The organism is Streptomyces sporangiiformans (genome assembly GCF_005768555.2).
GTDB classification, from domain to species: domain Bacteria; phylum Actinomycetota; class Actinomycetes; order Streptomycetales; family Streptomycetaceae; genus Streptomyces; species Streptomyces sporangiiformans.
Map to the genome: position 1 here is coordinate 1 of NZ_VCHX02000005.1, position 26668 is coordinate 26668.

The window sequence follows — 26668 nt, forward strand, 5'->3', positions numbered from 1 at the left end:
CCGTCGGGGATCCGGCCGAGCTTCTTGACGTCCACGTGGACCAGCTCTCCGGGCCGGGCGCGTTCGTAGCGGCGGATGACCTGGCCGGTGGGCCGGTCCAGGTGGGCCAGCCGGTTCAGGCCGTGCCGGACCAGGATGCGGTGCACGGTCGAGGCGGGCAGGCCCAGGATCGGGCCGATGCGGGCCGGGCCGAGTTTGTGGGTCTGACGCAGGCGGCAGACGCGAGCCCTCGTCGGTGGCCGGGGTGCGGTGCGGCGTCGTTCGGGGCCGACTGGAGCGGTCGGCAAGGCCCGGTTCGCCTTCGGTCCGCCAGCGACGGATCCATTTGTGAGCGGTGGCGCGGGAGATACCCATTTCGGCGGCCACACGGGCGACCGGGCGGCCGGAGTGGACACGTTCGACCAGCAGCCGCCTGCCGTGAACGGTCAGGCGGGCATTACGGTGGGACACGAAGACCTCGGTGCGGTGTGTTCCTAGACAGCTCCACCACATCGGAGGTCTTCGCCATGATCAAGCCCGGCCGGTGTCAACAACGCTCGTGATCAATACAGCTAGGGCNGGCACGCACATCTGCGGCGTTGTCGTCAGTCGCCGACTCCCCCAAGCTCTCGGCTTCGCTCGAGCAGGGGGGACCCCCATCGCGTCGACTCCCTCCTCCGCCTTGCAGCTGCACGCACCAGACCCCGCTCACCCGTGCTTATCAGGCGCCGTCAGCTGGGGTCGGCATGATCCGCCGGACAGGCCCTAGTAGTACGGCCGATTGCAGAGGAAGCAGCCGTCCCAGAGCGGGAGCGCGCTGAGGACGCGGTGGCGCACGCACGAGGCCATCGCGGCCTCGTCCGGGCCGGGGAAGCCGCGTGCGGCGCTGCTGTCGGCGGGCGGGGTGCAGGACTCCACCATGGTCGTGAAGCGGTGCAGGTAGTCATGCACGCGGGGCGGGTGGTAGCCCAGCTCGCTCCAGCGATGTCCGCTCGCCGCGAGTGCTGTGGCACGCAGCACGAAGTCCTTCGCGCGGGCGCGTTCCCGCTCCGTCGCACCCCAGTCGAACTCCGCCAGGTCGAACCCGACGGCACCGCGCCCCATGACGTTCTGGTCCTGCAGGGTCAGCAGCGCCGCGAAGCGGAAGTCCCAGTCCTCGGAGGCGAGATCGGACACGGCCAGCATCAGCACGTCGATGAACACCGCGGTGGCGCCATTGGACAGGTCCAGGTCGTGGCTACCGCCGGAGAAGATGTTGCTCACCGACCTATGATGCGATCCCGGCCCTCCACCTGCTTGGAGAAGACGCATGACGGATGCGAGCACCGGCAAAGTGGTCGTGAACAGGGTGATGTCCCTCGACGGGTTCATCGCCGGTCCCGGCCACACGATGGACTGGATCTTCGAGCACATGACGTCGGCGACGTTCCCGGAGGTCATGGCGGCCACGGGCGCCATGCTCATCGGCCGGGGCACGTACGAGGTCGGCAAGCGCATGTCCGACGAGAACACCGACTACGACGGTGGGGCGCAGTTCGTCCTCACCCACCGCCCGCCCGACGAACCGGACCCCAACGTCACCTTCCTCACCTGCGACATCGAGGAAGCCGTGGCCACGGCACGCCACGCCGCCGGTGACAAGAACCTGGAGATCCTCGGCGCCGACGTGGCCGCCCAGTGCCTGCAGCACGGCCTCGTCGACGAGATCCTGGTGTACGTGCTGCCGGTGCTGCTCGGCGACGGCGTCCGCTTCGCGCCGCCGGGCCTCGACCGGATCGACCTGGAACCGTTCAGCAACGTCCAGTCGGGCGGGGTCACCATGCTGCGCTTCCACGTGCGCAAGTAGGCACGGTCGCAAACTACTCGCCTGCTGTCATGGCCCCCATCCCGTGGGGCAAGTTCCCCACTCTCGCTGAACATCAACTGGCCAGACGGTGGCTGCAGTTCATGACGAACATCGGTCGGGCTTCCAACACGATCGACGCGTACGGGCGGGCGGTCGAGGACCACCTGCGATTCTGTGCAGTTGAAGGCACAGATCCCGTACTGGCCGGTGCGGACACGGTTGCCGCCTGGATCGGGGACATGCTCGACCGTCCCCGCCAGCGATCAGCGAAGGCGCCGCTGCATCCGGAGACGGGACCGGCGAACGCGACCGTCCAGCAACGTGTGGTGGCCGTGCGGTCCTTCTACGAGTACCTGGTGGAAGACGGGCTGCGCGAACGGAATCCCGTACGTCGAGGGCAGCCGAGCCGCCGTGGCCGTTCTCCTCGGCAGGGGCTCGTGCGGCGCCTCGAGCAGGCACCTTGGATCCCCAACGAGGACGTCTGGCAGCGGATTCTCGCCGCGTGCGCCGAGGAGTCGTTACGCAACCGGCTCATGGTCGCGCTCGCCTACGACGGTGCCCTGCGCCGAGAAGAGCTAGTCCAACTCGATGTCGAGGACTTCGAGCACGCGCACCGCCTGATTCATCTGCGGGCAGAGACGACCAAGTCCCAGCGGGCCAGGGAAGTCGCCTTCGGCGTCAGCTCGTCTCGGCTGTTCTCGGCCTACCTCAACGAACGCCGCGGCATGTTCGGCCGTATCGACGGACCGCTCTTCCGGTCCGCCTACTTCGGCCGGAACGTGCGCACCATCCAGGTCCTCATCGACCGTGAATCCATCCTCACGGGCGCCGCCGCCGACGGCGAACAGCCCTGGAAGTACTACGACCTGGGCGAGGGCTACTGCTCCTACGACTTCTTCGCCAAGTGCCCCCACCGGCTGGCCTGCGCACGCTGCCCGTTCTACGTCCCCAAGGACTCCACCCGCGGCCAGTTGCTGGCCGTCAAGGACGGCATCGACCAGATGCTCGAACAGCTCGACCTCACCGACGACGAGCGCGAAGCCCTTGAAGGAGACCGCGAGGCGGTCACCGCCCTCGCCGAACGCCTCGCAGACACACCCACCCCGGCAGGCCCAACCCCCAGGGAACTGGGCACCACCGACCACTTCGTGCCCCTGACCCAGCTCACGAACACGATCAGTCGTCGCGGAGACCACGGCGGCCAATAGCCACGCTCAGTCCTAGTGCGGATCGAGGAGAAACCAGTAGTTCACCGTGGGTCCCTGCGCAGCAAGCCCACCTCCGAGGGATTCGTACAGGGACCGGGCCGCCACGTTCGCCTCGCCGGTGGTCAAGAACATCTTCGTGGCCCCGGCCTTGGCCCCCGCCTCCATGAAGGCGCGAAGAAGATCCCGTCCGACACCCCGACGCCGATGGGATTCCGCCACCTCAAGTTGGTGAACATAAAGCATCGATGACGAGTCCGGACGCGCCAGATGGTGCCCCCAGCACCACCCAAGGATCCCTGCCTCATCGGCCGCTACGAAGGCGAGTGCGCTGGGCGTGTCAGCAAACGCCCGAACCACATCGGCCTCCTCGACTCCACGGAACTGGCGGACCGCCCGCTCAAGCAGTGACAGGTCGTCTCGCGAAATCTGTGTGATCACGACCTCATACTGCCTCGCTCGCTCGGGCGGCGGGAGCGGCGGACAACAGGCCGTCGCCGCACCTGGCACACCTCGCGCCTTCCCAGCCACGCAGCCACCCAGAAAGGTCACATCCCTGCCCCGATTCTCAATAACTTGCCGCTTGCAGCCCGTGTCCACCACATACCGAATGGCGTCCACGATCTCGCGGCGAGGGTGGGCCTCGGGGTGCCCGCCGGTTGGTTTCTGGCATGCGGGCGTGGGCAGCAGAGGCTCCAGCAAGGCCCACTCCCCGATGCTGTTGTCCGAGGGATAGTGGCGTCGGCGCATCCCGTGCTCCTCCGTACCCGTCCACGCGGAGACGGGGATCAGGCGATCAGGTCGAGGGTGGACTCGACGGAGTTGAGCTGGACCGAGGAGGTCCGCACATGCCCCGCACCATCACCATCGGCCTGGCCGGCTCACCCGAAAGCCTCGCCGAGGCCGCTGGGCCGCCCGCGATGCGCTGCCCACGAGGGCCGACCGGCACACAGCTGATGAGTACTGCCGACCGGTGGGAGCCGGACTCGGCGCGGCCACACCGCGCGGTGCGTCACGCCTTTGGGCGGCGCCGGCCCAAGGGACGAAGAGCCTGCCCGCAGGAGAGGGATTCAGACGTTGGCGGGGTGTTCTGCCTCGGTGAGAAGGACACCGGTGACCAGGTCGGGGCGGATACGGACGGCGTAGTCCATGGTGTGCTGCACCCACGGGCGCAGCATCTTCTGGTAATGGGCCAGCTCCTGCGGGTCGGTCACCAGGTGGGCGTATCCGGTGACCACCACGCTCCAGCCGAGGTGTGTGTCCGGGTCGATGGCGTCGGCCTCGTACGCCACGACCACGCCCGGGCCGCCGGCCTGCCGGGTGTGCGATGTCAGGGCAGCGCCTTCATGTGTGCGGATGACGATGTCGCCGTTGTCCAGGATGTGGTTGACCGGGCGGATGGTCGGCAGCGCGTGCCGGGTGAACACGATCCTCCCCAGGGACACGCTGCCCAGCAGTCGCAGGGCTTCGTCGCCGTCGAGCTCGATGCTCTGGCGAGGTCCTGAGGGGACCGTACTGGCGTTGTCGAGAGTCATGGTGGGCTTCCGCGCGGGTTTCTTCGCTCACTGTTGTGTGATCTCGGGCAAGTTTCGATCAGCTCATTCGAACGCGTCGGTGATCGCTGCGCTAGGGCCGTTCGGCCCTGAAGCGCGTTGGTTCGGCCCTCAGGCGTCCTGGGTGTCCTGGGTGTCCGTGTGGCCGTAGTAGGCGGTACGCATGAGCTCCCGCATGTCGTCGAGCATGGGCATCCGTGGGTTGGCGGGGGCGCACTGGTCTTCGTAGGCGTTCAGAGACTGCTGGGGCAGGGCGTCGAGGAAGGCGCGCTCGTCGATGCCGAGGGACTGGAACGACGGCTCGATGCCCACGGTGTCGCGCAGGCGTTCCACGGCGTGTGCGAGGGACTCCACGCCCACCTCGGGGGTGGTGGCGGGCAGGCCCAGGGTGCGGGCGATGTCCTGGAAGCGTTCGGGGGCCCGGTAGTTCTCGTACTTGGGCCAGCCGGTGAGCTTCGTGGGGACGGTGCCGTTGTAGCGGATGACATGGGGGAGCAGGACCGCGTTGGTGCGGCCGTGGGCGATGTGGAAGGTGGCGCCGAGGGTGTGGGACATGGCGTGGACGATGCCGAGGAAGGCGTTGCCGAAGGCCGTGCCCGCGATGGTGCCGGCGTTGTGCATCTTCTCCTGCGCGTCGGGCCGGCCGGTGCGGTCGTTCACCGCCGGCTCGAGGTGATCGAAGATCAGGCGGATCGCATGCAGGGCCAAGCCGTCGGTGAAGTCGTTGGCGTACACGGACACGTACGCCTCGATGGCGTGGGTGAGGGCGTCGAAGCCGCTGTCCGCCGCCAGCGCCGCGGGCAGCTCTGTGGTGAGCAGCGGGTCGATGATGGCGACGCTGGGGGTGAGCGCGTAGTCGGCCAGCGGGTACTTCTTGCCCGTCGCCGGGTCGGAGATGACGGCGAAGGGGGTGACTTCGGCGCCGGTGCCGGAGGTCGTGGGCACGCACACCAGGCGGGCGAGCCTGCCGAGGACGGGGAAGCGGAACGCGCGCTTACGGATGTCGGAGAACTTGTGCAGCATGTCCGCGAAGTCGACGTCCTTGCCGTCGGCCTGCTGCTCGTACAGAAGCCACATCACCTTGGCCGCGTCCATGGGCGAGCCACCGCCGAGCGCGGTGATCGTGTCGGGGCGGAAGTCGCCCATCAGGCGGGCGCCGCGCCGGACGGAGTCGATGCTCGGTTCGGGCTCGACGTTGTCGATGACCTGGACGGTGACCGGTTCGCGGCGGCGTTGCAGGACGCGGGTGACGCGGTCGACGAAGCCGAGGCGGGTCATGGTCGCGTCGGTGACGATCGTGACGCGGTGGACGTCGGGCATGTCGGAGAGGTAGCGGATGGCCTGCGGCTCGAAGTAGATCTTCGGCGGGACCTTGAACCCCTGCAGGTTGTTGCGGCGCGTGCCGACCCGCTTGACGTTCAGCAGTTGGGGAGCGGAGACGTTGTTGGACACTGACGTGCTGCCCCAGGAGCCGCAGCCCAGCGTCAGGGACGGCAGCAGGCCGTTGTAGATGCCGCCGATGGCTCCCTGGGAGGACGGGGCGTTGACGATGATCCGTACGGTCTTGATGCGCCTGCCGTATGCATCGGCGAGTTCGCGGTCCTCGGTGTGGATGACGGCGTTGTGGCCCTGGCCGTGGAAGGCGACCATATGTCGGCGGCCAGATCGAAGCCCTGTCGTTCGGAGGCGGCGCGCAGGACGGTGAGGACGGGGCAGAGCTTCTCGCGGGTCAGTGGCTCGTCCGGGCCGACCCGTTCGGCCTCGACCAGGATGACGGACGTGTTGGCGGGCACGGTGAAACCGGCCTGCTCGGCGATCCAGGCCGGACTCTGTCCGACGGCCGCGGAGTTGACCTTGGGGTCGCAGCCGCTGCCTGTGGTCTTGCCGGTGGGGAAGAGGAAGGCTTCCAGTTTCGCCTTCTCCTCGGTGGTCGCCAGGTGGGCGTGCAGGGTGCGGAACTCGGCGAGCGCCGCATCGTAGATCTCATCGTCCAGGATGATGGCCTGCTCGGAGGCGCAGATCATGCTGCTGTCGAACGACTTGCACAGCACCAGGTCGTTGACGGCCCGGCGTAGTTTGGCGCTTTTGTGTACGTAGGCGGGGACGTTCCCGGCGCCGACGCCCAAGGCCGGCTTGCCGGCCGAGTAGGCGGCCTTGACCATGGCGTTGCCGCCGGTGGCGAGGATCAGCGAGACGCCCGGGTGGCGCATGAGTGTGCCGGTGGCCTCGACGGACGGGGTCTCGATCCACTGGATGCAGTGCTCCGGGGCGCCGGCGGCGACGGCCGCGTCGCGTACGATCCGGGCCGCCTGCGCGCTGCAGCGCTGGGCGGAGGGGTGGAAGGCGAAGACGACCGGGTTGCGGGTCTTCAGGGACATGAGTGCCTTGAAGATGGTGGTGGAGGCCGGGTTGGTGACGGGCGTGACCGCGCACACCACACCCACCGGTTCCGCGATCTCGACCATGTCCTCGATGTCGTCGCGGGCGATCACACCGACGGTCTTCATGTGGCCCATGCTGTGCGTGACGTGCTCGCAAGCGAACATGTTCTTGGCCGCCTTGTCCTCGAAGACGCCGCGCCCGGTCTCCTCCACCGCGAGGCGGGCCAGCGCGGTGTGCTGGTCCAGGGCGGCGACCGAGGCCTTGTTGACGATGTGGTCGACCTGCTCCTGGGTGAGGGCGTCGTAGTCGTCGAGCGCCTTGAGACCGGCCGTCACCAGCCGGTCCACGCCGATGGCGATGTCGGACGGCACGGCGGCGGTGGCCGTGGCCTCGGTCGCGGATCGGTCGTCGTGGCGGGTCATGGGTGCGCCTCCGTCGTCGAGAACTGAAGCCGCAGTGGCGGCGGCCCGGTTGTCGGGAGCAGCACCGTGAGGGATCGGTGCCGTTCCCACCAGCAGCTTCTCTCTGACCTGGTTCCGTCCCCCAGGTCCTTTCGGTCCCTGGCCAGGGACCGGTCGGCCCCGAATCGGCCGGACCGGTCGGCCCCGAATCGGCCGGACCGGTCGGCCCCGAATCCGCCGGACCGGGCGGCCCACGCGCGGGGTTTCGCACGGACCCGCTGTCGCTCGGCCGCAGGTCTGCGACGGCTGGTGGCGTGGCGACGAAAGAGCATCCGACCGGTCACCCCGATGGGGGTTCCCGCGCACGCCCCCGCTCCACCCCGCCTCAGCCCGCACCGCCCGAGGTCAGCGCTCGGGCAGCCAGTGGTGCTTGATCCTGTGTGACGGGTGCTTCTCGGGCGGGCGGGTGTCATCGATGCGGAACGTGAGGCTGTTGACGACACCGACCACTCCGTCGACCCGCCACGTCTGCCGGATGGCCTGTGGGATGGCGCTGCGGAGTTCCAGCCGTCCTTCCAGTGTGGCCATGCCGTCCCTGACCGACACGATCACGGTGTGGGGCAGCAGGCCCATGGTGCGGGTCAGCACGTCGAGCACGTCCTGGCGGATCTCCTCGTCCGTGCGCAGGAAGACGCGCAGCAGGTCGCGGCGGGTGGCGATGCCGATCAGCCGGTCCTCCTCGTCCACGACCGGGAGACGTTCGACGTGGTGGCGTTCCATCACGCGGGCGGCGTCCGCGACGGACTGTTCCGGATGCACTGTGATCGCGGGCCTCGACATCAGGTCCTCGGCGGTTGTGGCACGCGCGACGGCGGCTGTGTGACGAGTGGCGCGGCGCAGTGCGGGCAGCCGGAGCCGCCGTTCCCGGCCCGGTGTGGACCGGGCCGCCTGGCCGTGGATCAGGTCGGTCTCGGAGATCACGCCCAGGACCTTGTCGTCGTGGTCCACGACGGGCAGCCCGCTGATCCGGTGCCGGTCCAGCAGCCGTGCCACGTCCTTGAACGATGTCTCGCGGCGCGCTTCGACGACCTCCCGGGTCATCACCTCGCCGACGATGCGGGTCATCACGCCCACTCCCTTCCTCGTCCGGCGTCCACGAGCGGGGCGCGACGGAGTTCTGTTGTGCCGGGCCTGCGGGTCTGACCCAGCAGGAGCTCAGCGGCCTGCGATGGGCATCGAGGGCCGGAACGCACGGGCACGGGCCCCGTGGCCGGAGCGCCCGTCGCCGTCCTTCGGACGGTCCCCGGAACTCGGCCTTCCGCTGTCTCTTCATGCTCCCGCCCAGATGCCTGCCGGGGCAGGGCCGAGCGTCCTCGCGTCGAGGGCCCACCTGCCCCACTGTTCGGGTCGGTACGGGGGCCGAGAGCTATGCCCAGGGCGCCCTCACCTGCTGTCGCTCGTCTCCGTCTCGGGGAGTGCGGCCCGTCCGGCCTCCAGGCGGGCGACCGGAACCCGGAACGGCGAGCAGGAGACGTAGTCCAGTCCCACACCGTGGAAGAAGTGCACGGAGTCCGGGTCACCGCCGTGCTCGCCGCAGACGCCGATCTTCAGGTCTGGCCGCGCCGCACGGCCTTCGGCGACAGCGATGTGGACCAGCCGGCCCACGCCATCGCGGTCGATCGTCTCGAACGGGGACACCTTGAAGATGCCCTTGTCGAGGTAGGCGGAGAAGAACGCCGCCTCGACGTCGTCCCGGGAGAAGCCCCAGGTGGTCTGGGTCAGGTCGTTCGTACCGAAGGAGAAGAACTCCGCCTCCGCGGCGATCTGGCCCGCGGTGAGCGCGGCCCGGGGCAGCTCGATCATCGTTCCGACCGGGCACTCGACGGGCACGCCCGAAGCCTTGGAGACCCCGGCCAGCACCTGCTCCACCTCCTCACGCACGATCCGCAGTTCCTCGACCGTGTCGATCAGCGGCACCATGATCTCCGCACGCGGATCCCCGCCCGCCCGCTTGCGTTCCACGACCGCCTCGGCGATCGCCCGTACCTGCATGGCCACCAGTCCCGGCGCCACCAGCCCCAGGCGTACGCCGCGCAGGCCGAGCATCGGGTTCTCCTCGTGCATGCGGTTCACCGCGTCCAGCAGTTCGGCGTCGTGCGCGCTGGGCGGTGTGCCGTGTGCCTCGGCCGCTGCGAGGCGTACGGCGAGTTCAGTGCGGTCCGGCAGGAACTCGTGCAGCGGCGGGTCGAGGAGGCGGATCGTGACCGGCAGGCCGTCCATCGCCTCCAGGATGCCGATGAAGTCCTGCCGCTGCAGCGGCAGCAGCGCGTCCAGGGCCCGCTCGCGGTCGGCGTCGGTGCGGGCCAGGATCATCGCCTCGACCAGCTGCCGCCGGTCGCCGAGAAACATGTGCTCGGTGCGGCACAGCCCGATGCCCTCGGCGCCGAACCGGCGGGCACGGGCGGCATCCTCGGGTGTGTCGGCGTTCGCCCGCACGCCCAACCTCCGTACGCCGTCGGCCTGTTGCATGGCGCGGGCCACGGCGTCGACCAGCTCGTCCGACCGTTCACCCTGCCCGCCTGTCTCGAAGTACCGCATCACAGCGGAGTCGACCAGCGGAGCCGCGCCCGGGTAGACGGCGCCTTCGGTGCCGTCGACGGAGATGACCGTGCCCTCCTCGACGGTGGTGGCGCCCACGGTGAAGCGGCGTCCCTGCGTGTCCACGGTCATGTCTTCGGCCCCGCAGACGCAGACCTTGCCCATGCCGCGGGCGACCACGGCCGCGTGGCTGGTCTTGCCGCCGCGGCTGGTCAGCACGGCCTGGGCCGCGACCATGCCGGGCAGGTCGTCGGGGGTGGTCTCCTGCCGTACGAGGACGACCTTCTCCCCGGCGGCAGCGCGTCGTACCGCCTCGGCCGAGTCGAACACCGCGGCACCGACGGCGGCGCCCGGCGAGGCCGGGATGCCGTGCGCGAGCGCGTGGCCGACGGCCGAGGTGTCGAACCGGGGGAACATCAGCCGGGCCAGCCCGTCCCCGCTGACACGCGCCAGGGCCTCGACCGGGGTGATCAGATCCTCGTCGACGAGCTCCGCGGCGATGGCGAACGCGGCCTCGGCGGTGCGCTTGCCGACCCGGGTCTGCAGCATCCACAACCGGCCGCGCTCGATGGTGAATTCGATATCGCAGAGGTCTCGGTAGTGGGACTCCAACGTGCGCAGATGGTCGCGCAGTTGCGTGTACGACGGCGGATCCAGGTGCTCCAGGTCGGTCAGCGGGACGGTGTTGCGGATGCCGGCGACGACGTCCTCGCCCTGGGCGTTGGACAGGTAGTCGCCGTACAGGCCGGGGCGGCCCGTGGCCGGGTCGCGGGTGAAGGCGACGCCACTGCCGGAGTCGGGGCCGCGGTTGCCGAACACCATGGTCTGCACGTTGACCGCGGTGCCCAGGTCGTCGGGGATGTGCTCGCGACGGCGGTAGAGGCGGGCGCGTTCGCCGTTCCAGGACTCGAAGACGGCCAGGACCGCCCGGCGCAGCTGCTCGGCCGGGGACTGCGGGAAGTACTCGCCCGTCTCCTGGCGGATCAGCTCCTTGTGGATCTCGACGAGCCCGGCCAGATCGGCCGCGTCCAGGCCCAGGTCGTCCGCTGCACCGCTGGCGTCCTTGAGACGGGCCAGGGCGTTCTCGAACAACGTGCTGTCGACCCTCATGACGGTGCTGCCGAACATCTGCACAAGCCGGCGGTAGGAGTCCCAGGCGAAGCGCTCGTTCCCGGACGACTTCGCCAGCCCGAGCACGGACTCGTCGCCCAGGCCGATGTCGAGGATCGTCTCCATCATGCCGGGCATGGAAAACCGGGCCCCGGACCGGACGGACAGCAGCAGCGGGTCGTCCGGCTGCCCCAGCCGCCGCCCTGCGGCCTCCTCCAGAACCGTCAGATGATCGGAGATCTCGCGGGCCAAACCGTCCGGCTCGGTGCCGGCGGCCAGGAAGGCGCGGCATGCTTCTGTGGTGACGGTGAAGCCAGGCGGCACGGGCAGGCCCATCCGGGTCATCTCGGCCAGGTTGGCGCCCTTGCCGCCGAGCAGGTCGGCCATGTCACGGCCGCCCGCGGTGAAGTCGTACACGTAACGGTCCATGACGGTGTGCCCTTTCGTCCTGCGTCCCCAGGGGAACTTTTGTGGGGCCCGGTCGCGTCCGCCGGGCGTCGTGGCCGGGCGGCGGACGACGCGCGGCGGACAGGTTCGGTCGGGTCACATCTCGAAGACAATGCGTGCCTTGATCTGGCCCTTCAGGACCTCGGCGATGGACTCGTTGACAGAGTCGAGCGGCCGGGTCTCGTAGATCACCTTCGTCCGTCCGGCGGCGTGGAGCTGGAACACCTCGTCCAGGTCCTGGCGGGTACCGACGATAGAACCGATGACGGAGGTGCCGTTCAGGACGGTGCCGAAGATCGGTACCTGGATGGTTCCGCCGGCGGGCAGGGCGACCATGACCAGCTTGCCACCGCGGCGCAGTCCGCCGTAGACGGAGGCGAATGCCTGCTCGTTGACGGCCAGCGCGATGGCGGCGTGGGCGCCGCCGTGCTGCTTGAGGACCTCAGCGGGGTCCTCCGTTCGGGCGTCGATGAGGATGTCGGCGCCGAGCTCGCGGGCGAGTTCGAGCTTGTCGTCGGTGACGTCGATCGCGGCGACGGTGGCTCCGGCGATCTTCGCGTACTGCACGGCGAGGTGTCCGAGGCCGCCGACGCCGGAGATCGCCACCAGCTGGGTCGGGCGGACGCCGGCGACCTTGAGTGCCTTGTACGTGGTCACGCCGGCGCAGGTCAGCGGGGCGGCGTCGCGCGGGTCGATGCCGTCGGGGACGGGAGCGGCGAAGTCGGCCGGGGCGAGCATCTTCTCGGCGTACCCGCCGTCCACGCTGTAGCCGGTGTTCTGCTGCTGCTCGCACAGCGTCTCCCAGCCGGAGAGGCAGTGCTCGCACCGCCCGCAGGCCCAGCCCAGCCAGGGCACGGCCACCCGCTGGCCGACGGCCAGGTGCGTCACGCCGTCCCCGAGCGCTTCGACGATGCCGACGCCCTCGTGGCCGGGGATGAACGGGGGGTTGGGTTTGACGGGCCAGTCGCCGTGGGCGGCGTGGATGTCGGTGTGGCACAGTCCGGACGCCTCGACGCGGATACGGACCTGGCCGGGGCCGGGCTCCGGGTCGGGCCGCTCCTCGATCACCAGCGGCTGGCCGAAGGACCGGACGACTGCTGCCTTCATGTGATGCTCCTCAGATTTGTCTGTCGGTACGGTGCGGCTCCAGGGTCGGGTGGCGCACCGGCGCGACGGCAGGTACCGGATGTCCTTGGTGGTGGGGCCGCTCGGCCCTCAAGCCGTGCGGAAACCGGCCCTCAAGCCGTGCGGAAACCGGCCCTCAAGCCGTGCGGAAACCGGCCCTCAGCCGTGCGGGACGACCGCGACGGGGGCGGCGGCGTGGTGCAGTACGGCGTGGGTGACCGGCCCGATGCGCATGCCGAGCGAGGGACGGTGCACCTTGCGGCCGACGACCACGAGCCCGGCTTGCGCGGCGGCCCTCAGCACGACGCCGGAGGCGTTGGCGAGATCGACGGTGTGAGCGACCGGGACCTGGGGGTACTTCTCCCGCCACGGCTGGAGCGCGTGAGCCAGCGCCTGCTCCGCCTGCCCAGTGATACCTCCTTCCCGACTGGCCAACCGCCCGACGGCGGGTCCGTAGCCGTACAGCGATGGCAGGTCAGGTGCGTGGACGGCGCGCAAGGCGGTCCCGCGAGCGGCGGCCGCGCCGAAGGCGAACTCCAGCAGGCGATCGGGTCGCTCGCTCAGGTCCCGGAGCCCGACGACCACTTGGCCGCCGTCGCGCTCAGAGGCTGAGCCCGGTTTCGCCCGCACCATGACCACCGGGTTCTTCGCCCGGGCGAGCACCTGCTGCCCGACGGAACCAAGCAGGAATCCGGCGACGGCGCCATGTGCGCTGGAGCCCAGCACCAGCATCTCGGCCTCCTCCGCCTGGTCCAGCAACACCTGCGTCGCGGTGTCGGCGATCAGCCCGCTGCCGATGGTCAGCCCCGGGTACCGCTCGCGCAGCTCCTGCTCGGCCTCACGCAGGAAGCTGTGGGCCCACTGCTTCTGGGTGTCCAGGTCCTGCGTGACGGGCACGTCGTGCGGCTGCCAGATCCAGGCGTGGACCAGTCGCAGCGGCAGAGCGCGGCGCCCGGCCTCACTTGCGGCCCAGTCGGCCGCCGCCAGGCTCGCGGGGGAGCCGTCCAGACCAACGGTGATGGGGCGATTCATGGAGACCTCCGTGTTCGGTACGACGGGCCGCGGCGATGCGCGCCGCCTTTTCGTCCTGAGCGTCACGGCGGGGTGTATGCGCTTCCATGGGCCGGACGGCCCCGACCCTGACCGTCCGGCCCTGACCGTCCGGCCCTGGGCTTCCGGCCTGTCGCAGAAGGCTCGCCCCGTTCGGTGGCGGCCGCACCGGGCAGTCAACGGAACGAGCCCCTCGAGAAGCCCGGGACGTCCGGGAAAGGAGGGCCGACCGGCCCTGGCCGTTCGGCCCAGGATCACGCAGGATCTCGAACAGGCGAGGACCGGTGACAGACCGGTGACGTCCACCGGGAGAATTCCGGTGCAGGAGACAGACCACGCAGGGACAGGAGCCGTCGATGGCGGACAGTGAGCAGCCCACCCCCGAGACCCCGATCCAGGTCTTCCTGCTGGACGACCACGAGGTGGTACGACGCGGGGTGCGCGACCTGCTGAACGACGAGCCGGACATCACGGTGATCGGCGAGGCCGGCACTGTCGAACAGGCCCTCGTGCGGGTTCCCGCGCTGCGCCCCCAGGTGGCGGTGCTCGACGTACGCCTGCCGGATGGAGACGGCGTGAGCGTGTGCCGGGAGCTGCGCTCTCGCATGCCGGAGCTGGCCTGCCTGATGCTGACCTCGTTCGACGACGAGGAGGCCCTGCTGGACTCGATCATGGCAGGGGCTTCCGGGTACGTCCTGAAGCAGATCCAGGGCTCGGACCTCGTGTCGGCCGTACGCACGGTGGCCCGGGGCCAGTCTCTGCTGGACCCCAGCGCCACCACCAAGCTGATGGCCCGTCTCCGTGGCGAGCAGAGCAAGGAACCGGAACCCGACGACGGCCTGCCGAACTTGACCGACCGTGAGCGGGAGATCCTCGCCCTGATCGGTGAGGGCCTGACCAACCGCCAGATCGGCCAGCGGCTCTACCTCGCCGAGAAGACCGTCAAGAACCACATCTCCCGTCTGCTGGCCAAGCTCGGCGTGGAGCGGCGCATCCAGGCCGCGGTCATCGCGAGCCAGGCCCAGGACAGGTTGAAGCAGAACGGACACTGAGCCTCGGGGATGCCGTGCGGTCCGCGAGCCTCAGGGATGCCGTGCGGTGCGCTGGGCCGAACGTCCCTTGCCTCGCCCCCGTACGGCCCATGCCCCTCCTCCTCCCCCGCGCGCAGGCTGGCAGCGCACTCCGGAACACAACCGGGCACCGATCGGGAGGACGACGGACATGAGCGTGCGCGTGGGCATCAACGGCTTCGGCCGCATCGGACGCAACTACCTGCGCTGCGTGCTGGAGCGCGCGGAGACCGGTACCGGCACACCGGTCGAGGTCGTGGCGGTCAACGACCTCGCCTCGCCGGCGGCACTGGCCCACCTACTGGAGTACGACTCGACGTATGGGCGCCTCGGCCGCACCGTCGAACACGACGACGTCTCACTGACCGTGGACGGGCACCGCGTCGCCGTGACCGCCGAGCGTGACCCGGCCGAGCTGGACTGGGCGAACCTCGGAGTGGACGTCGTCATCGAGTCGACCGGCCGCTTCCGCACCCGCGAGCAGGCCGGCCTGCACCTGACGGCGGGCGCACGCAAGGTATTGCTCTCCGTCCCAGGCAAGGGAGTTGACGCCACCGTCGTCATGGGCGTCAACGAAGGCACGTATGATCCGGAGCGGGACCACGTCGTCTCCAACGCCTCGTGCACCACCAACTGCGTGGCGCCCATGGTGAAGGTGCTGGACGAGCACTTCGGCCTCGCCAAAGGCCTGATGACCACCATTCACGGTTACACCAACGACCAGGTGGTCCTCGACGGCCCGCACAAGGACCTCCGCCGGGGCCGCACAGCCGCCGTCAACATCATCCCCACCAGCACCGGCGCCGCCCGCGCCGTCGGCCTCGTCCTGCCGGAACTGTCCGGCACCCTCGACGGAATCGCCGTACGAGTCCCCGTCGAGGACGGCTCCCTGACCGACCTGAGCGTGATCCTCGACCGGCCCGTGACCGCGGACGAGGTCAACGCCGCCTTCCGGGAGGCCGCCGACGGGCCGCTGAAGGGCATCCTGCGAGTCTCCGACGCCCCGATCGTCTCCCGCGACGTGGTCGGCGACCCCGCCTCGTGCGTCCTGGACGCCCCACTGACCCAGGCGCACGGCGAACTGGTCAAGGTCTTCGGCTGGTACGACAACGAGTGGGGCTACACCAACCGCCTGCTCGACCTCACCGAATACGTCGCCGCCCGGCTCCCGTAGACCTGACGGACCGGGTGCCGCCACGCACCTGGCACGGAAGATGGATGAGCCGGCCGGCCCAGTTCCTCGAAACTCCGGTCCAAACCCGGTGCAGGATCCCGTCGATCACCTGTCGATGACTCCGCCACCGGTCACAACGACCGTTGCTGACCGGCAGGAACGGCCGCAGCCGTTCCCACTCGTCATCCGTCAGATCACCCCGCCCCATGTCCACAACAACGACTCGGGGCACGGGGCAGTGACATGATCGGCCGGACAAGTCCTAGGCGTCCGCTGACGGCGTCGCGGTGGGGCCCGTCGCCGTGGCCGAGCTGCGGTCGGACGATCGGCACGCACTGGTCTCGTCACCTTGCTGATGAAACGCGGTGAGCTTGTTCAACGGCGTTGCGGAGCCGGAGTCGTACCCACAGCGTCGATGCCATGTCGATGAGCTCGGCCGTGTACACGTCGCGACTGCGGACCATCTTGGCGCGCGGTCGGCCTAAGCTCCGGTTGCGCCGAACTTGTGGGCGAAATAAGGCACCAGCGAGTCGTCTGCCGCGCTGTAGCGTGCGTAGCACTCGTCAGCACGCCGAACACGCGAGGGGGAGTCCGGCGCAGCGCCTCCAGGTTGAGCGAGTACGGCAGCACGCTGGCGGCTACCCACAGCACATGTGGGTCCAGTAGCGCGCTCCCCGCGTGGGCGACGCCGTACGGGGCGCTCAGCAGTGCGGCCCACAGCACCGCAAGCGCCAGGCCCGCGCCGCCGCTGAGGTGTCGCGCCATGGGGGAGGAGACGAGGATGTAGCCGGCCCAGCAGCACGCCGCCACCGCGGCCAGGGCGAGGCCGCCCGGGTCGAGGGGGACGCCACCTCCGCTGAGCAGGAGGACGCCCCCGGCCGCCAGGCATGCGGGCAGTAGGTCGGCCGCCCGTCGTGATCCGGCGAGGGCGATGGCGAACGGGCCCCGCGGTTCACGCTGCTCTCCTTCATTCCTTTGCCCGAGTTCCTGTCGTTTTTGGGCACGTGACGATGGGCGGCTGTGTTCAGTCGGCCACCCGCAGCAGCAGCTTGCCCGTCGATGTGCGTCCGCCCATCAGCCGGTGGGCTTCGGACGCGTTGGACAGGGGGAACTCCGCGGTGACCGGCAGGGTCACGGTGCCGTCGGTGACCTTGCGGAAGGCGCGTTCGGTGAGTGAGCGCAGTGCCTCGGATGCCGACTGCGCGAGAGCCAGGACGGAGAAGCCCGCGACCGAACGGCCCTGGGCGTAGAGCTCGGGCTGTCCGACGTGCCAGGGCTCGGCTCCGCTCGCGTTGCCGAAGGACACCAGGCGTCCGAAGACGGCCAGCGTGTCGAGGCCGCGGCGAAGGGTGTCGCCGCCCACCGGGTCGAGTATCAGGTCGACCCCCCTGCCGCCGGTGGCGCGGCGGGCGTCGTCGGGGAAGGAGTCGGTGGTGAACACCTCGTCGTAGCCGTGCTTGAGGGCGTGCCCGGCCTTGGCCGTGGAGGAGACCACGCCGTACACCGCGCCGGCGCCCGCCGCCCGGGCCAGCTGTCCGGCCACCGTGCCGATACCTCCCGCTGCGCCGTGTACCAGCACGCTCTGTCCGGCGCGCAGTTGCCCGACCTCGTGGAGCAAGGCGTGCGCGGTCGGCAGCACGGTGGGGAGTGTGGCCGCGGTCCGCAGGTCCAGGCCCTCGGTGAGCGGGAACACGGTGGCGGTCTCGGCGACGACCACCTCCGCGTACGCGCCGCTGTTGACCAGGGCGGCGACTTCCTGCCCCGGGTGCAGCCCCTCGACGCCGGGGCCGACGGCCCGGATCCGGCCGGAGACCTCCAGGCCCGGGCGGAAGGGCAGCGATTCCACCCGGTAGCCCTCGGCGCGCGCCTTGAGGTCCGCGAAGTTCACGCCCACATAGACGGCGTCGATGGTGACCTGGCCCGGCCCGGGCTCGGGGGTTTCGGTCTGCACGACCTTCAGCACCTCGGGGTCGCCGTACTCCTGGAACTCGACTGCGCGCATAGCGGAACGCACCCTTCGATCATTGTTCAATGGAAAGCGAACACTCGGACTGTAAGATGCTCATCGAACACTCGGCAAGCCGCTGGATCACTCCTGTGGGGTGTCCCACAGAGGCCGTGCATGGCGAGGAGAGGGGCATGACAAACCAGGCTGCGGGCGGCAGTCACCGCGTCGCGCCGGTACATGCGGATCCCGAGGAGGTTTACGTGCTGACCGCGCTGTCCGCGCTCGCTGATCCCGTGCGCATCCAGCTGATCCGCGAGCTCGCTGGCTCCGTCGACTGGACGCGCAGCTGCGGCAGCTTCGACGTGCCGGTCGGCAAGGCCGCGCTCAGTCACCACTTCTCGGTCCTGCGTGGCGCGGGCCTGGGAACAGCGCGACCAGGGACCCAAGCGGGTCAACCGTCTGCGCCGCGAGGAGTTCGACGCGCGCTTCCCCGGGCTGCTCGACCTGCTCCTCCGGGCCGACGGCGCCGACTGAATCAGGTGGCTCGCGCACCATGCCTGGCGACTAACTGGCCGTCCGGCTCGGGCTGATCGGACTCACCCGGCCCGACCTGCCGCAGCGGCCGCCGCGGAGTGGCCGGCCCTGCGGCCGAACACCGACCCGGCAGTCAGCCCCGAGCCGCCCGGATAGTTGAAGTAGAAGAGTCCGCCGACGAGTTCACCCGCAGCGTGGAGTCCTGGGACGGGCAGTCCGCGGGTGTCGAGGACGCGTGCGTCGGGGTCGACGCGCAGGCCGCCGAAAGTGAACGTGATGCCGCAGGTGACCGGGTAGGCGGTGTAGGGAGGAGTGTCGAGGGGCTGGGCCCAGTTGGACTTGGGTGGTGCGATCCCCTCGGTGCGGCTGCCGTCCTTGACTGTCGGGTCGAACGGGCCGCCGGTGATCGCTGCGTTGAACTCCTCCACCGTGGAGGCGAGTTGGTCCTCGTCGATGCCGAGCTCCCGGGCCAGCCCTCGCACGCTGCCGGAGGTGACGCCGGTGACGTTCTTCGAGGCGTACTCCTCGGGACGCAGCACCCGCGCGGCCTTGGCGTCGAAGATCTGGACGGCGGTGCCTCCGGGCTGCCGGAGGATCTCGGCGCCGTACTTGGCGTAGGTGTAGTTGCGGAAGTCCGCACCCTCGTCGACGAAGCGGCGGCCGTCGGTGTTGACCACGATGCCGAACGGGTAGCCGCCGCGGGTGAGTTGGTTGGTGAGCTCGCGGTCGCCGGTGGGCGGTGCTCCCGCGTCCCAGGCGACGGCATGGCAGCCGCTCCAGTGGCCGTACGGCTGAGCACCGGCGTCGAGGGCCATGCGGACGCCGTCGCCCGTGTTGTAGGGGGTGCCACGGACCAGGGCCAGGTCCCAGCCGGGGCCGAGATGGGCGGCGCGCATCTGCGGGTTGGCCTCGAATCCGCCGGCGGCGAGGACCACGGCGCTGGATTCCAGTACGTCTCCGCCGGCGAGCACTACGCCTTGGACAGTGCCCTCGGATGCGATGGCCAGGCGGATGACGGGGGCGTCGAAGCGCAGGTGCACACCGGCGCGTTCGGCGGCCGCCAGATGCTGCTCGATCATCCCCCTGCCGCCGCCGGCCACGCCGACCGCCAGACCGCCCCAGAAGCGGTGGCGGCCGTCCACCTCGTACGCCTGCCGGTGGTACATCAGCTCGAACCGCAGACCCAGGTCGCGCAGCCAGTCCATCGTCGCGCGGGACTCGCCGACCAGAATCCGCGCGAGGCCGGTGTCGGTGCGCCCGCGCGTCACCCTGACCAAGTCGTCGAGGAAGTCGTCGCCGGTGTACGGGTCGAGGTCGGTGAGGGGGAAGCGGTCCTGCGCGGACGGTTCGAGGAGGTCCTTTAGATCGGCGAGTCCGCCGTGGCTGGTACGCATGGCGCCGGCGGTGAAGTAGGAGTTGCCACCGGCCCATTGCCGTGGGGCCTTTTCCAGTACGAGGACTCGGGCTCCCTCCTGGCGGGCGCTGTGCGCGGCGCAGAAGCCGGCGTTTCCGCCACCGACCACGATGACGTCCCAGGGTGCTGCCATAAGTGCGGGTCCTCCTGATCACGAGAAGGGGCCGGTCCGGAGCACAGGCTCCGGACCGGCTGTGTGGGAGTACGTCAGCCGGCGGCAGCCACGGGGTCACGGTCCTTTCCGGCCGCTGCCGTCGAGTCGGCCTCCTCGGCCTCCTCGCCATCCTCGGGCTTCACGCCGGATGCGGGATCGACCTGCGGTTCGGGGGAGTGGTCGCCCTCGGGAGCGGAGGTGTACGGGATCTCGCCACGGAGGACGGCCTTGGCACGGTCCTCGTCGAGTTGCCCCTCCCACTTGGCCACCGCCAGGGTGGCGACGCCATTGCCGACGACGCTGGTCAGGGCGCGGGCCTCGGACATGAAGCGGTCGATGCCGAAGATGAGCGCCAGGGCGGCGACGGGTACGTGCGGAACGGCGCTGAGGGTCGCGGCCAGGGCGATGAAGCCGGAGCCGGTGACGCCGGCCGCGCCCTTGGAAGTGAGCAGCATGACGGCGAGCATCGACAGTTGCTCGGTGAGGCTGAGGTCGATGCCGAGTGCCTGGCCGAGGAACACCGCGCCCATGGTCAGGTAGATCGCGGTGCCGTCGAGGTTGAAGGAGTACCCGGCAGGCAGCGTGATGCCGACGACCGGCTTGGAGGCGCCCGCGTGCTGCAGTTTGGCCATCATGCGCGGCAGCACCGGCTCGCTGGACGAGGTGCCCAGGACGATCAACAGCTCTTCCTTGATGTAGCGGAGGAAGGGCAGCAGGCGCAGGCCGTTGATGCGCATGACCGTACCGAGGACGACCAGGACGAAGAACAGGGCGGTGAGCCAGAAGGAGCCGACCAGCAGGAAGAGGTGACGCAGGGTGTCCAGACCGTAGTTGCCGATGGTGAAGGCCATGGAGCCGAAGGCGCCGATCGGGGCCAGCCGCATGATCCAGCGGATGAGCGTGAAGAGGACCTTGGACAACTTCTCGATGCCCTGGGTGATCCCCAGGCCCGCCGCGCCGCTGGCGTTGAGGCCGAAACCGAACAGCACCGAGACCAGAAGCACCGGCAGGATGTCGTGGCCGGTCAGCGCGCTGATCAGGGTGTCAGGAATGATGGCGAGCGTGAACGCGGCAAAGCTCTCGTGGCTCTCTGTCGCCTCCGGCGGCAGGCCCTCGGTGGAGAGGGTGGAGGGATCGACGTGCAGTCCGCTGCCGGGCTGGACGACGTTGACGACGACCAGGCCGATCACCATGGCGACGGTGGTCAGGATCTCGAAGTAGATCAGCGCCTTGAGGCTGACCCGGCCGACGGCACGCGCGTTGCCCATCGAGGCGATGCCGTGGACGACGGTGCAGAAGATGACCGGCGCGATCATCATGCGTACCAGGGCGATGAAGCCGTCGCCCAGGGGCTTGAGTTCGGCTCCGAAGGACGGCCACAGCCAGCCGGCGACGGCCCCGGCGAGGACGCCGATCAGGCACTGGACGTAGAGCAGGGACAGCAATCGGCGGATGCGGCGCGGTGGAGCGGTGACGGTGCCCGGGGCGGCGTCGTTGCGGCTCATGCGGGGCGTCCTTCCAGGACGGGAACGAGGAGTTCGGCTCGGACGATGCGGCGGGCGGCGCGGTGCAGCAGCACCGTGGGGGACGCGCCCTCCGCGGCGGGGACGGCTTGGGCGGTGATGACGCCTGCGGGGGTGCCCAGGCGCAGCGTGCCGTCGGCGGTCTGCCGGGCGACGCGGTGGGCGAGGGTGCCGGGGGTGGCGGCTGCGGTGGCCAGGGCGACGGCGGAAGTGAGACCGATCGCCGGATGTGGGGCGTGCATCGACACCATGCGGACGGCCAGGTCGTACTCGTCCTGTCCGACCGGGGTGCCGTCGGTGGTGCGGTAGGCGGAAGGGCGGGCGACGACGCCGACCTTCGGCACGGCGTGGCTGACGGGATCGTTCTCCTTGGCCAGGCCCATGGCCAGGGCGGCCTGACGACGCAGCACGGTGAGCGCGGGTACCGCCGCGGCGAACTCGGCCAGGAATTCGGTGCCTTGGAGACCGAACGCCTTGGCCTCGAACAGCGCGGCCGGGGCGCCGGCGTCGACGAGGGACGCCTCGACCGGACCGGTGGGCCCCGTCAGGGTGTCCAGGGTGCGGCCGGTCGGCAGGGCGCGTCCCGTGGTCGAACCCGCCGGGTCCTCGAAGCCGAGCAGAACCGGCACACCGAGCGCGGCCGTGCCCGGCACCGCGGCCGTGCCCTCGTCCGTGACCGTACGTCCCGGGGTGGGGATGGTGCCGCTGAGGCGGGCCCCGGTGTTGACGTTGACCATCCGCACCGTGGTGGAGTCCGACGTGATCCGCACCAGGCCGTTGTGGACGGCGTACAGGGCGACGGCGGTGGCGCAGTTGCCGCAGTTGCTGGTCCACTCCACGCGCTCGTCACCGATACCGACCTGTGCGAAGGCGTACTCGACGTCGATGCCCGGCTCAGCCGATATCTGGACGATCGCGGCCTTGGAGGTGGTGGAGGAGGCGCCGCCGACGCCGTCGATCTGGCGGGGGTCGGCGGCGTTGTAGGCGGCGAGCAGCAGGGTGTCGGCGTCCACGCCGGTCGCCACCACATCGTGGTGGCCGAAGATCCAGCACTTGCTGGTTCCTCCGCGGATCATCTCGCCCTGCAGACGCAACACAACAGACTCCTCGTGGAAACCCCGACGGCACTTCCGTGCGTGGTGCGATCCACAGTGGGCGCGGAGAGCGTGAAGTACAATCTCGGAAATCTGCAGGGGTATTAAGTTGGAATTAACGCTGGAGGTGGGGCGGTGCTCGACGTCCGGCGCATCCTGCTCTTCACAGAGGTCGCTCGCCGGGGCTCGGTCACCGCGACCGCACGGGCTCTCAACTACACGCCGTCAGCGGTGTCCCAGCAGGTCAGCCGTTTGGAGGCGGAGGCCGGGCAGCCCTTGTTCGAGCGTCATGCGCGAGGCGTCACGCTCACCGACGCGGGACGCGCTCTGGCCGAGCGCGGGGAGCGGATCGAGCGCGAACTGACGGCCGCGGAGAACGAGCTGGCCGACTTCGCGGGACTGCGCGCGGGCACCCTCCGTATCGGAACCTTCCCCACTGTCGGTGCATCTCTCCTCCCCCGGGCCGTGATCGCCTTCCGGGAAGCGCACCCCGACGTACGACTGACGGTGCGCAGTGCCCGCATCGCGGGCCTGTGGGCGATGTTGGAGAACCGGGAAATCGAGATGTCCCTGATGTGGGACTACGACTGGAACCGCATCGACCGCGAGGACATCGTCGTCTCCTCAGTCGTCGACGACCCCCCGGCCCTCCTCGTCAGCCAGAACCACCCCCTCGCCGGCCGCCGTTCGGCCGCCCTCGCCGACTTCGCGAACGACCCGTGGATCACCCGCGCCGAGAACCACCCGGTGGCCGAGGCCCTCGCCCGCAGCTGCCGCGCGGCCGGCTTCGAGCCGCAGATCGCCTACGAGGCCCACGACTACCAGGAGGCCCAGGCCATGGTCGCCACCGGCATCGGCGTCGCCCTCGCCCCCACCCTGGCCCTGGAAGGCATCCGAGGCGGCGTCAGTGTCTTGCCGCTGCAACCCCCCGCTCCGGTGCGCCGCATCCTCCTTGTCCGCATGAGCGACCACGTTCTCACCCCTGCCGCCCAGGCCTTCGCGGGCTTTCTGCGCGACAGCGCTGCGGCCGGCACGGCGTCATGACATGCCGCGTTGGTCCGCAAACCTCGCCACCGGTTACGAACGAAGCGGCCGAGGAGGCTAGGAACGCGATCACGTCGGCCACCTCGTGCGGCTCGGCGCAGCGGCCCAGGGGCAGGCGGCGCCCCGAATCGGGTCCCACTTGTCGCGGTCGCCATCGGCGGCGCGGTCGAGTACCTCGGTCCACACGTAGCCGGGACTGACGTGTTGACCCGGATGCCGCGAGGGGTGAGTTCGAGGGCCTGGCGGCGGGTGAGTTCGAGCTTGGCGGATCCGAGACCCGAACCGGGCACGCCACCAGCGAGCGTGCCGTGCCGCGCGGATCGCGAGGGTCGGGTAACTCGGCCAGTCGCTCCAGCAGGCCCGGGATCTCCTCCGCACGGCCCCGGGATGCTCGCGGAGTTGGTCAAGAGGCAGGCGGGATCGGTGATGATGCGTCGGCAGGCACGGTCTTCCATTCGGATCACGGGACGTCGAGAACTCCATGACCTTGGAAGGGCACGTCATCCGCCTGCGGCATCCTCGGCCTCCCAGCGCAGCAGGTCGCCCGGCTGACACTTGAGCACCTCGCAGAGCGCGGCGAGCGTCGCGAAGCGCACCGCCTTGGCGCGGCCGTTCTTGAGTACCGCCAGGTTGGCGGGCGTGATCCCTACGCGGTCCGCGAGCTCGCCTACGGACATCTTCCGCCTGGCCAGCATCACGTCGATGTCGACTGCGATCGGCATCAGATCACCTCGTCCAACTCGGCCTGCATCTGCGCCGCTTCGACGTCGCGCGCGACGGCCTGGGCGAGCAGCATCCGCAGCACGAGCACGATGAGCGCGACCCCCAGGATGGCCAGGCCGATCCCGCCCATGATGACGGTGACGCCCGGGTCGGCCCGCTGGCCCGGCGCGTTGAGGGCCGTGACCGCGAACCACACGAGGGCAGCCGCCACGATCGCGCCGATCACGCCGTCCACATACCGGAAGGCGGCGTGGGAGAACACGGTTCCGCGTCGCACCATCGTCACCAGCCGCCATACGCAGACCAGGGCGACCTGGACCGACACCATGCCCAGGATCGTGATCACGCGCAGCGGGGTCAGCGGGAGTGACCCGTCCTCCGGGTCGCTCCCGCTGACCAACGCCCACGCCATCCCTGCCTGTACGAACACGGTGCCAGCGAGCACCACCACGAGCACGGCGCGCAGCGCGCGCACTGTCAGCTTTCCCACGACCCATCCTTCCATCGAATGACGATGGGAATCTATCGAAAGTCGATAGATTAAACAAGGGCTGGGGTGGAGAGTGGTGGCAGGTTCGCACGATGGCGGTTCGCCGTCCCTCATGGTGTGGCGGTTGCGTGAACCGTCTTGATCTTGTCGAAGTCGGCCTCACTTCAACGCAAATCGGACGCCGCCCGACTGTACCGAAGCCCTGGGTGTCAACCATCAAGATCAGGTGTCACCTATCTCGACAAATCGCGGCAGCGCCGGTGATCGACTCGGGGCCTTCGACAGCCAGCGTGAACGTCCGCCACCTGTCGCGAACGGTCACACGGCCGGGTGGAACTGTGGCCGTCAGCGATAGTTGGCCAGAGGTGGTGGCGCGACCGCTGATGACCGGGCTGCGCTCAAAGACAGTTGGCCGTTTGGCTCAGAGATGGTTGGCCACCAAGCGCCGGGCACTCGCGACATGATCTGTCCCTAGAACTGGGTCTCAGGAATGTGTACTTCCATCCCGGCCATTTCGGCTGTCACAGGGACTTGGCAGGTGAGGCGGCTGTTGGAGGTGCGTGGCGCCGGTACCCCCTCGAGGATCATCTCCTCGTTTTCATCAGCCGGAGGGAGGACCGGCAGGAACTTCTCGTCGATGTAGGCGTGGCAGGTTCCGCAGGAAGCACAGCCGCCGCAGTCGCCGATGATGCCGGGCACGAGATGGTCAAGTGCTGCTTGCTTGAGGCTCTGGCCGACGACGGCCTCCACGGGGTGCGGTGTTCCGTCGGCCTCGATGAACCTGATCACTGGCACGTCAGGCACGCCTTTCTACGGTGGACTGGTGTTGCTTCATCGATTCGGACAGCGGGACGTCTTCCGAGACGGCTTCACCTCGGGCCATGGCGGCCCGCGCCGCGACGAGCTGCCGGCCGGCCGCGAAATCCCGCGGCCGGTTGACAGCGTGCAGGCCGGTGATCACGCCATCACGCAGATAAACCACTGTGAAGGAGTGCGATGACGGGTCGCCGCGGACGACAGCTGTGTCGCCCGCCTGCGGGAGGCCGGCCATCTGGAGTCTATGGTCGTACTGATCGGACCAGAACCAGGGCGCCGTAAAGCGTTCGGTCGGCTTCCCGCACAGGGTCCGGGCCGCGATTCTGGCCTGGTCAGTGGTTCTGAACGGACTCGAGCCGCACGCTGCGGCCGAGGAAACCGTGCCACTGTCGCGTGCAGTCGCCCGCGGCGACGATGTCGGGGTCCTCGGTCCGGGCCACGGCGTCGACCAGGACACCGTCACACCTGGTCCGCCGGCCCGAGTGGATGCAGGGTCCCGCGGGTCTGACGGAGGTCGCCCGCCATCAACTGTCCCTGCCCGGACGGCCGGTGATCGACCTCTCCCACTACCCCGACCACCCGCAGGGCATGGACGGCGGCCCCCGCCAGCCCCGGCCGAAGCCCGTCAACGAAGCGGAGAAGGCATTCCTCGACCTCGGTCCCGGCGCCAAGTCGTGGCTGATCGAGGCCGCCGCGGCCGGCACCTCCCGGATGCGGGTGAAGATGGCCGCCGCCGTCGAACTCGCCGCCCTGGTCGGCGTCGGTGAGGTAGACATCGCCCTCGGCCTGGCGGCGACCGCCGGACGGTTCGCCGAGGACCTGATGTCGATCGTCCAGCACCGCCGGCACGACTCCCGCCCCGCCGACCTGGTCGTCGCCGACGAATCCCACTCCGTCCAGCCCGGCACCTCGGCCTGGGCCGACTTCGGCCGCAAGCCCGCCTGATCTCCCCCTCCCGGGCCGCGAAGCGGCCCGGGACCGGAGCCTC

Annotated in this window: 22 protein-coding genes and 4 pseudogenes; 7 read left to right on the forward strand and 19 right to left on the reverse strand. The window is 69.7% G+C overall.

The window, feature by feature from the left end; genetic code table 11:
- Together FGD71_RS00045 and FGD71_RS00055 are read right to left on the reverse strand one after the other, a co-directional pair.
- Positions 1-450 (reverse strand): annotated as a pseudogene (locus tag FGD71_RS00045) (leucine zipper domain-containing protein); the annotation flags it as partial.
- 294 nt (positions 451-744) lie between these two features.
- Positions 745-1242: a hypothetical protein gene (locus tag FGD71_RS00055; protein WP_119098285.1), complete on the reverse strand. Its 498-nt coding sequence runs from the start codon at positions 1240-1242 to the stop codon at positions 745-747.
- Between the two features lie 46 nt (positions 1243-1288).
- Between FGD71_RS00055 and FGD71_RS00060 the strand changes: the two genes are divergently transcribed.
- Both FGD71_RS00060 and FGD71_RS00065 read left to right on the forward strand, forming a co-directional pair.
- Entirely contained in the window at positions 1289-1825 is a 537-nt protein-coding gene (locus tag FGD71_RS00060) for a dihydrofolate reductase family protein (protein WP_119098286.1), read from the forward strand.
- A gap of 101 nt (positions 1826-1926) precedes the next feature.
- Positions 1927-3033, forward strand: coding sequence for a tyrosine-type recombinase/integrase (locus FGD71_RS00065; protein ID WP_162930972.1), 1107 nt, complete (start codon positions 1927-1929; stop codon positions 3031-3033).
- 12 nt (positions 3034-3045) lie between these two features.
- Here FGD71_RS00065 and FGD71_RS00070 read toward each other — a convergent pair whose 3' ends face one another.
- From FGD71_RS00070 to FGD71_RS00105, 8 genes and pseudogenes are all read right to left on the reverse strand, one after another.
- Positions 3046-3471, reverse strand: coding sequence for a GNAT family N-acetyltransferase (locus FGD71_RS00070; protein WP_119098303.1), 426 nt, complete (start codon positions 3469-3471; stop codon positions 3046-3048).
- Between the two features lie 144 nt (positions 3472-3615).
- Positions 3616-3780, reverse strand: a pseudogene (locus tag FGD71_RS00075) (transposase); the annotation flags it as partial.
- A gap of 320 nt (positions 3781-4100) precedes the next feature.
- Positions 4101-4565: a pyridoxamine 5'-phosphate oxidase family protein gene (locus FGD71_RS00080; protein ID WP_119098288.1), complete on the reverse strand. Its 465-nt coding sequence runs from the start codon at positions 4563-4565 to the stop codon at positions 4101-4103.
- Positions 4566-4694: 129 nt separating this feature from the next.
- Positions 4695-7387, reverse strand: a pseudogene (gene adhE, locus FGD71_RS00085) (bifunctional acetaldehyde-CoA/alcohol dehydrogenase).
- Between the two features lie 384 nt (positions 7388-7771).
- A complete protein-coding gene (locus FGD71_RS00090; protein WP_420878215.1) occupies positions 7772-8494 on the reverse strand; it encodes a CBS domain-containing protein in 723 nt (240 codons plus the stop codon).
- Between the two features lie 315 nt (positions 8495-8809).
- On the reverse strand, positions 8810-11503 hold the full coding sequence (gene ppdK, locus FGD71_RS00095) for a pyruvate, phosphate dikinase (RefSeq protein ID WP_119098289.1): 2694 nt from the start codon (positions 11501-11503) through the stop codon (positions 8810-8812).
- A gap of 114 nt (positions 11504-11617) precedes the next feature.
- Positions 11618-12628 (reverse strand): alcohol dehydrogenase AdhP, encoded by a 1011-nt coding sequence (gene adhP / locus FGD71_RS00100; protein ID WP_119098290.1) that lies wholly within the window; start codon positions 12626-12628, stop codon positions 11618-11620.
- Between the two features lie 177 nt (positions 12629-12805).
- Positions 12806-13678, reverse strand: coding sequence for a universal stress protein (locus tag FGD71_RS00105; protein ID WP_119098291.1), 873 nt, complete (start codon positions 13676-13678; stop codon positions 12806-12808).
- 374 nt (positions 13679-14052) lie between these two features.
- On the opposite strand from FGD71_RS00105, the gene FGD71_RS00110 reads away from it, so the two are divergent.
- Complete coding sequence (locus tag FGD71_RS00110; protein WP_119098292.1) at positions 14053-14748, forward strand: response regulator; 696 nt, start codon at positions 14053-14055, stop codon at positions 14746-14748.
- Between the two features lie 169 nt (positions 14749-14917).
- Complete coding sequence (gap, locus tag FGD71_RS00115) at positions 14918-15940, forward strand: type I glyceraldehyde-3-phosphate dehydrogenase (protein WP_119098293.1); 1023 nt, start codon at positions 14918-14920, stop codon at positions 15938-15940.
- Between the two features lie 1024 nt (positions 15941-16964).
- Here the strand turns inward: gap and FGD71_RS00130 are convergent.
- Positions 16965-17942 (reverse strand): quinone oxidoreductase family protein, encoded by a 978-nt coding sequence (locus FGD71_RS00130; RefSeq protein ID WP_119098295.1) that lies wholly within the window; start codon positions 17940-17942, stop codon positions 16965-16967.
- Between the two features lie 137 nt (positions 17943-18079).
- On the opposite strand from FGD71_RS00130, the pseudogene FGD71_RS00135 reads away from it, so the two are divergent.
- Positions 18080-18422, forward strand: a pseudogene (locus FGD71_RS00135) (ArsR/SmtB family transcription factor).
- Positions 18423-18484: 62 nt separating this feature from the next.
- Here the strand turns inward: FGD71_RS00135 and tcuA are convergent.
- The 3 genes from tcuA to FGD71_RS00150 all read right to left on the reverse strand — a co-directional run bounded on the left by tcuA (position 18485) and on the right by FGD71_RS00150 (position 22610).
- Positions 18485-19969, reverse strand: coding sequence for an FAD-dependent tricarballylate dehydrogenase TcuA (gene tcuA, locus FGD71_RS00140; protein ID WP_119098296.1), 1485 nt, complete (start codon positions 19967-19969; stop codon positions 18485-18487).
- Between the two features lie 74 nt (positions 19970-20043).
- Positions 20044-21495: a C4-dicarboxylate transporter DctA gene (gene dctA, locus FGD71_RS00145; RefSeq protein ID WP_119098297.1), complete on the reverse strand. Its 1452-nt coding sequence runs from the start codon at positions 21493-21495 to the stop codon at positions 20044-20046.
- Entirely contained in the window at positions 21492-22610 is a 1119-nt protein-coding gene (locus tag FGD71_RS00150; RefSeq protein WP_119098298.1) for a PrpF domain-containing protein, read from the reverse strand. Before FGD71_RS00150 ends, dctA begins: the two co-directional genes overlap by 4 nt.
- A gap of 132 nt (positions 22611-22742) precedes the next feature.
- Here FGD71_RS00150 and FGD71_RS00155 point away from each other — a divergent pair, with 132 nt between their 5' ends.
- Complete coding sequence (locus FGD71_RS00155; protein WP_119098299.1) at positions 22743-23651, forward strand: LysR family transcriptional regulator; 909 nt, start codon at positions 22743-22745, stop codon at positions 23649-23651.
- Here FGD71_RS00155 and FGD71_RS49845 read toward each other — a convergent pair.
- The 5 genes from FGD71_RS49845 to FGD71_RS49560 form a co-directional block, all read right to left on the reverse strand.
- A complete protein-coding gene (locus FGD71_RS49845; RefSeq protein ID WP_338120016.1) occupies positions 23584-23946 on the reverse strand; it encodes an SDR family oxidoreductase in 363 nt (120 codons plus the stop codon). The genes FGD71_RS00155 and FGD71_RS49845 overlap by 68 nt on opposite strands.
- Positions 23947-24151: 205 nt before the next feature.
- A complete protein-coding gene (locus FGD71_RS00165; RefSeq protein ID WP_010981499.1) occupies positions 24152-24373 on the reverse strand; it encodes a helix-turn-helix domain-containing protein in 222 nt (73 codons plus the stop codon).
- Positions 24373-24864 (reverse strand): DUF2975 domain-containing protein, encoded by a 492-nt coding sequence (locus tag FGD71_RS00170; protein WP_119098301.1) that lies wholly within the window; start codon positions 24862-24864, stop codon positions 24373-24375. The genes FGD71_RS00165 and FGD71_RS00170 overlap by 1 nt, the downstream gene beginning before the upstream one ends.
- A 471-nt stretch (positions 24865-25335) precedes the next feature.
- Positions 25336-25668: a 2Fe-2S iron-sulfur cluster-binding protein gene (locus FGD71_RS00175; protein ID WP_205571064.1), complete on the reverse strand. Its 333-nt coding sequence runs from the start codon at positions 25666-25668 to the stop codon at positions 25336-25338.
- Positions 25661-26143, reverse strand: a complete 483-nt coding sequence (locus FGD71_RS49560; protein WP_338120017.1) for an oxidoreductase C-terminal domain-containing protein — start codon at positions 26141-26143, stop codon at positions 25661-25663. Before FGD71_RS49560 ends, FGD71_RS00175 begins: the two co-directional genes overlap by 8 nt.
- Here FGD71_RS49560 and FGD71_RS00185 point away from each other — a divergent pair.
- Positions 26074-26625: a hypothetical protein gene (locus FGD71_RS00185; protein ID WP_240436304.1), complete on the forward strand. Its 552-nt coding sequence runs from the start codon at positions 26074-26076 to the stop codon at positions 26623-26625. The genes FGD71_RS49560 and FGD71_RS00185 overlap by 70 nt on opposite strands.
- The last annotated feature ends 43 nt before the right edge of the window (positions 26626-26668 follow it).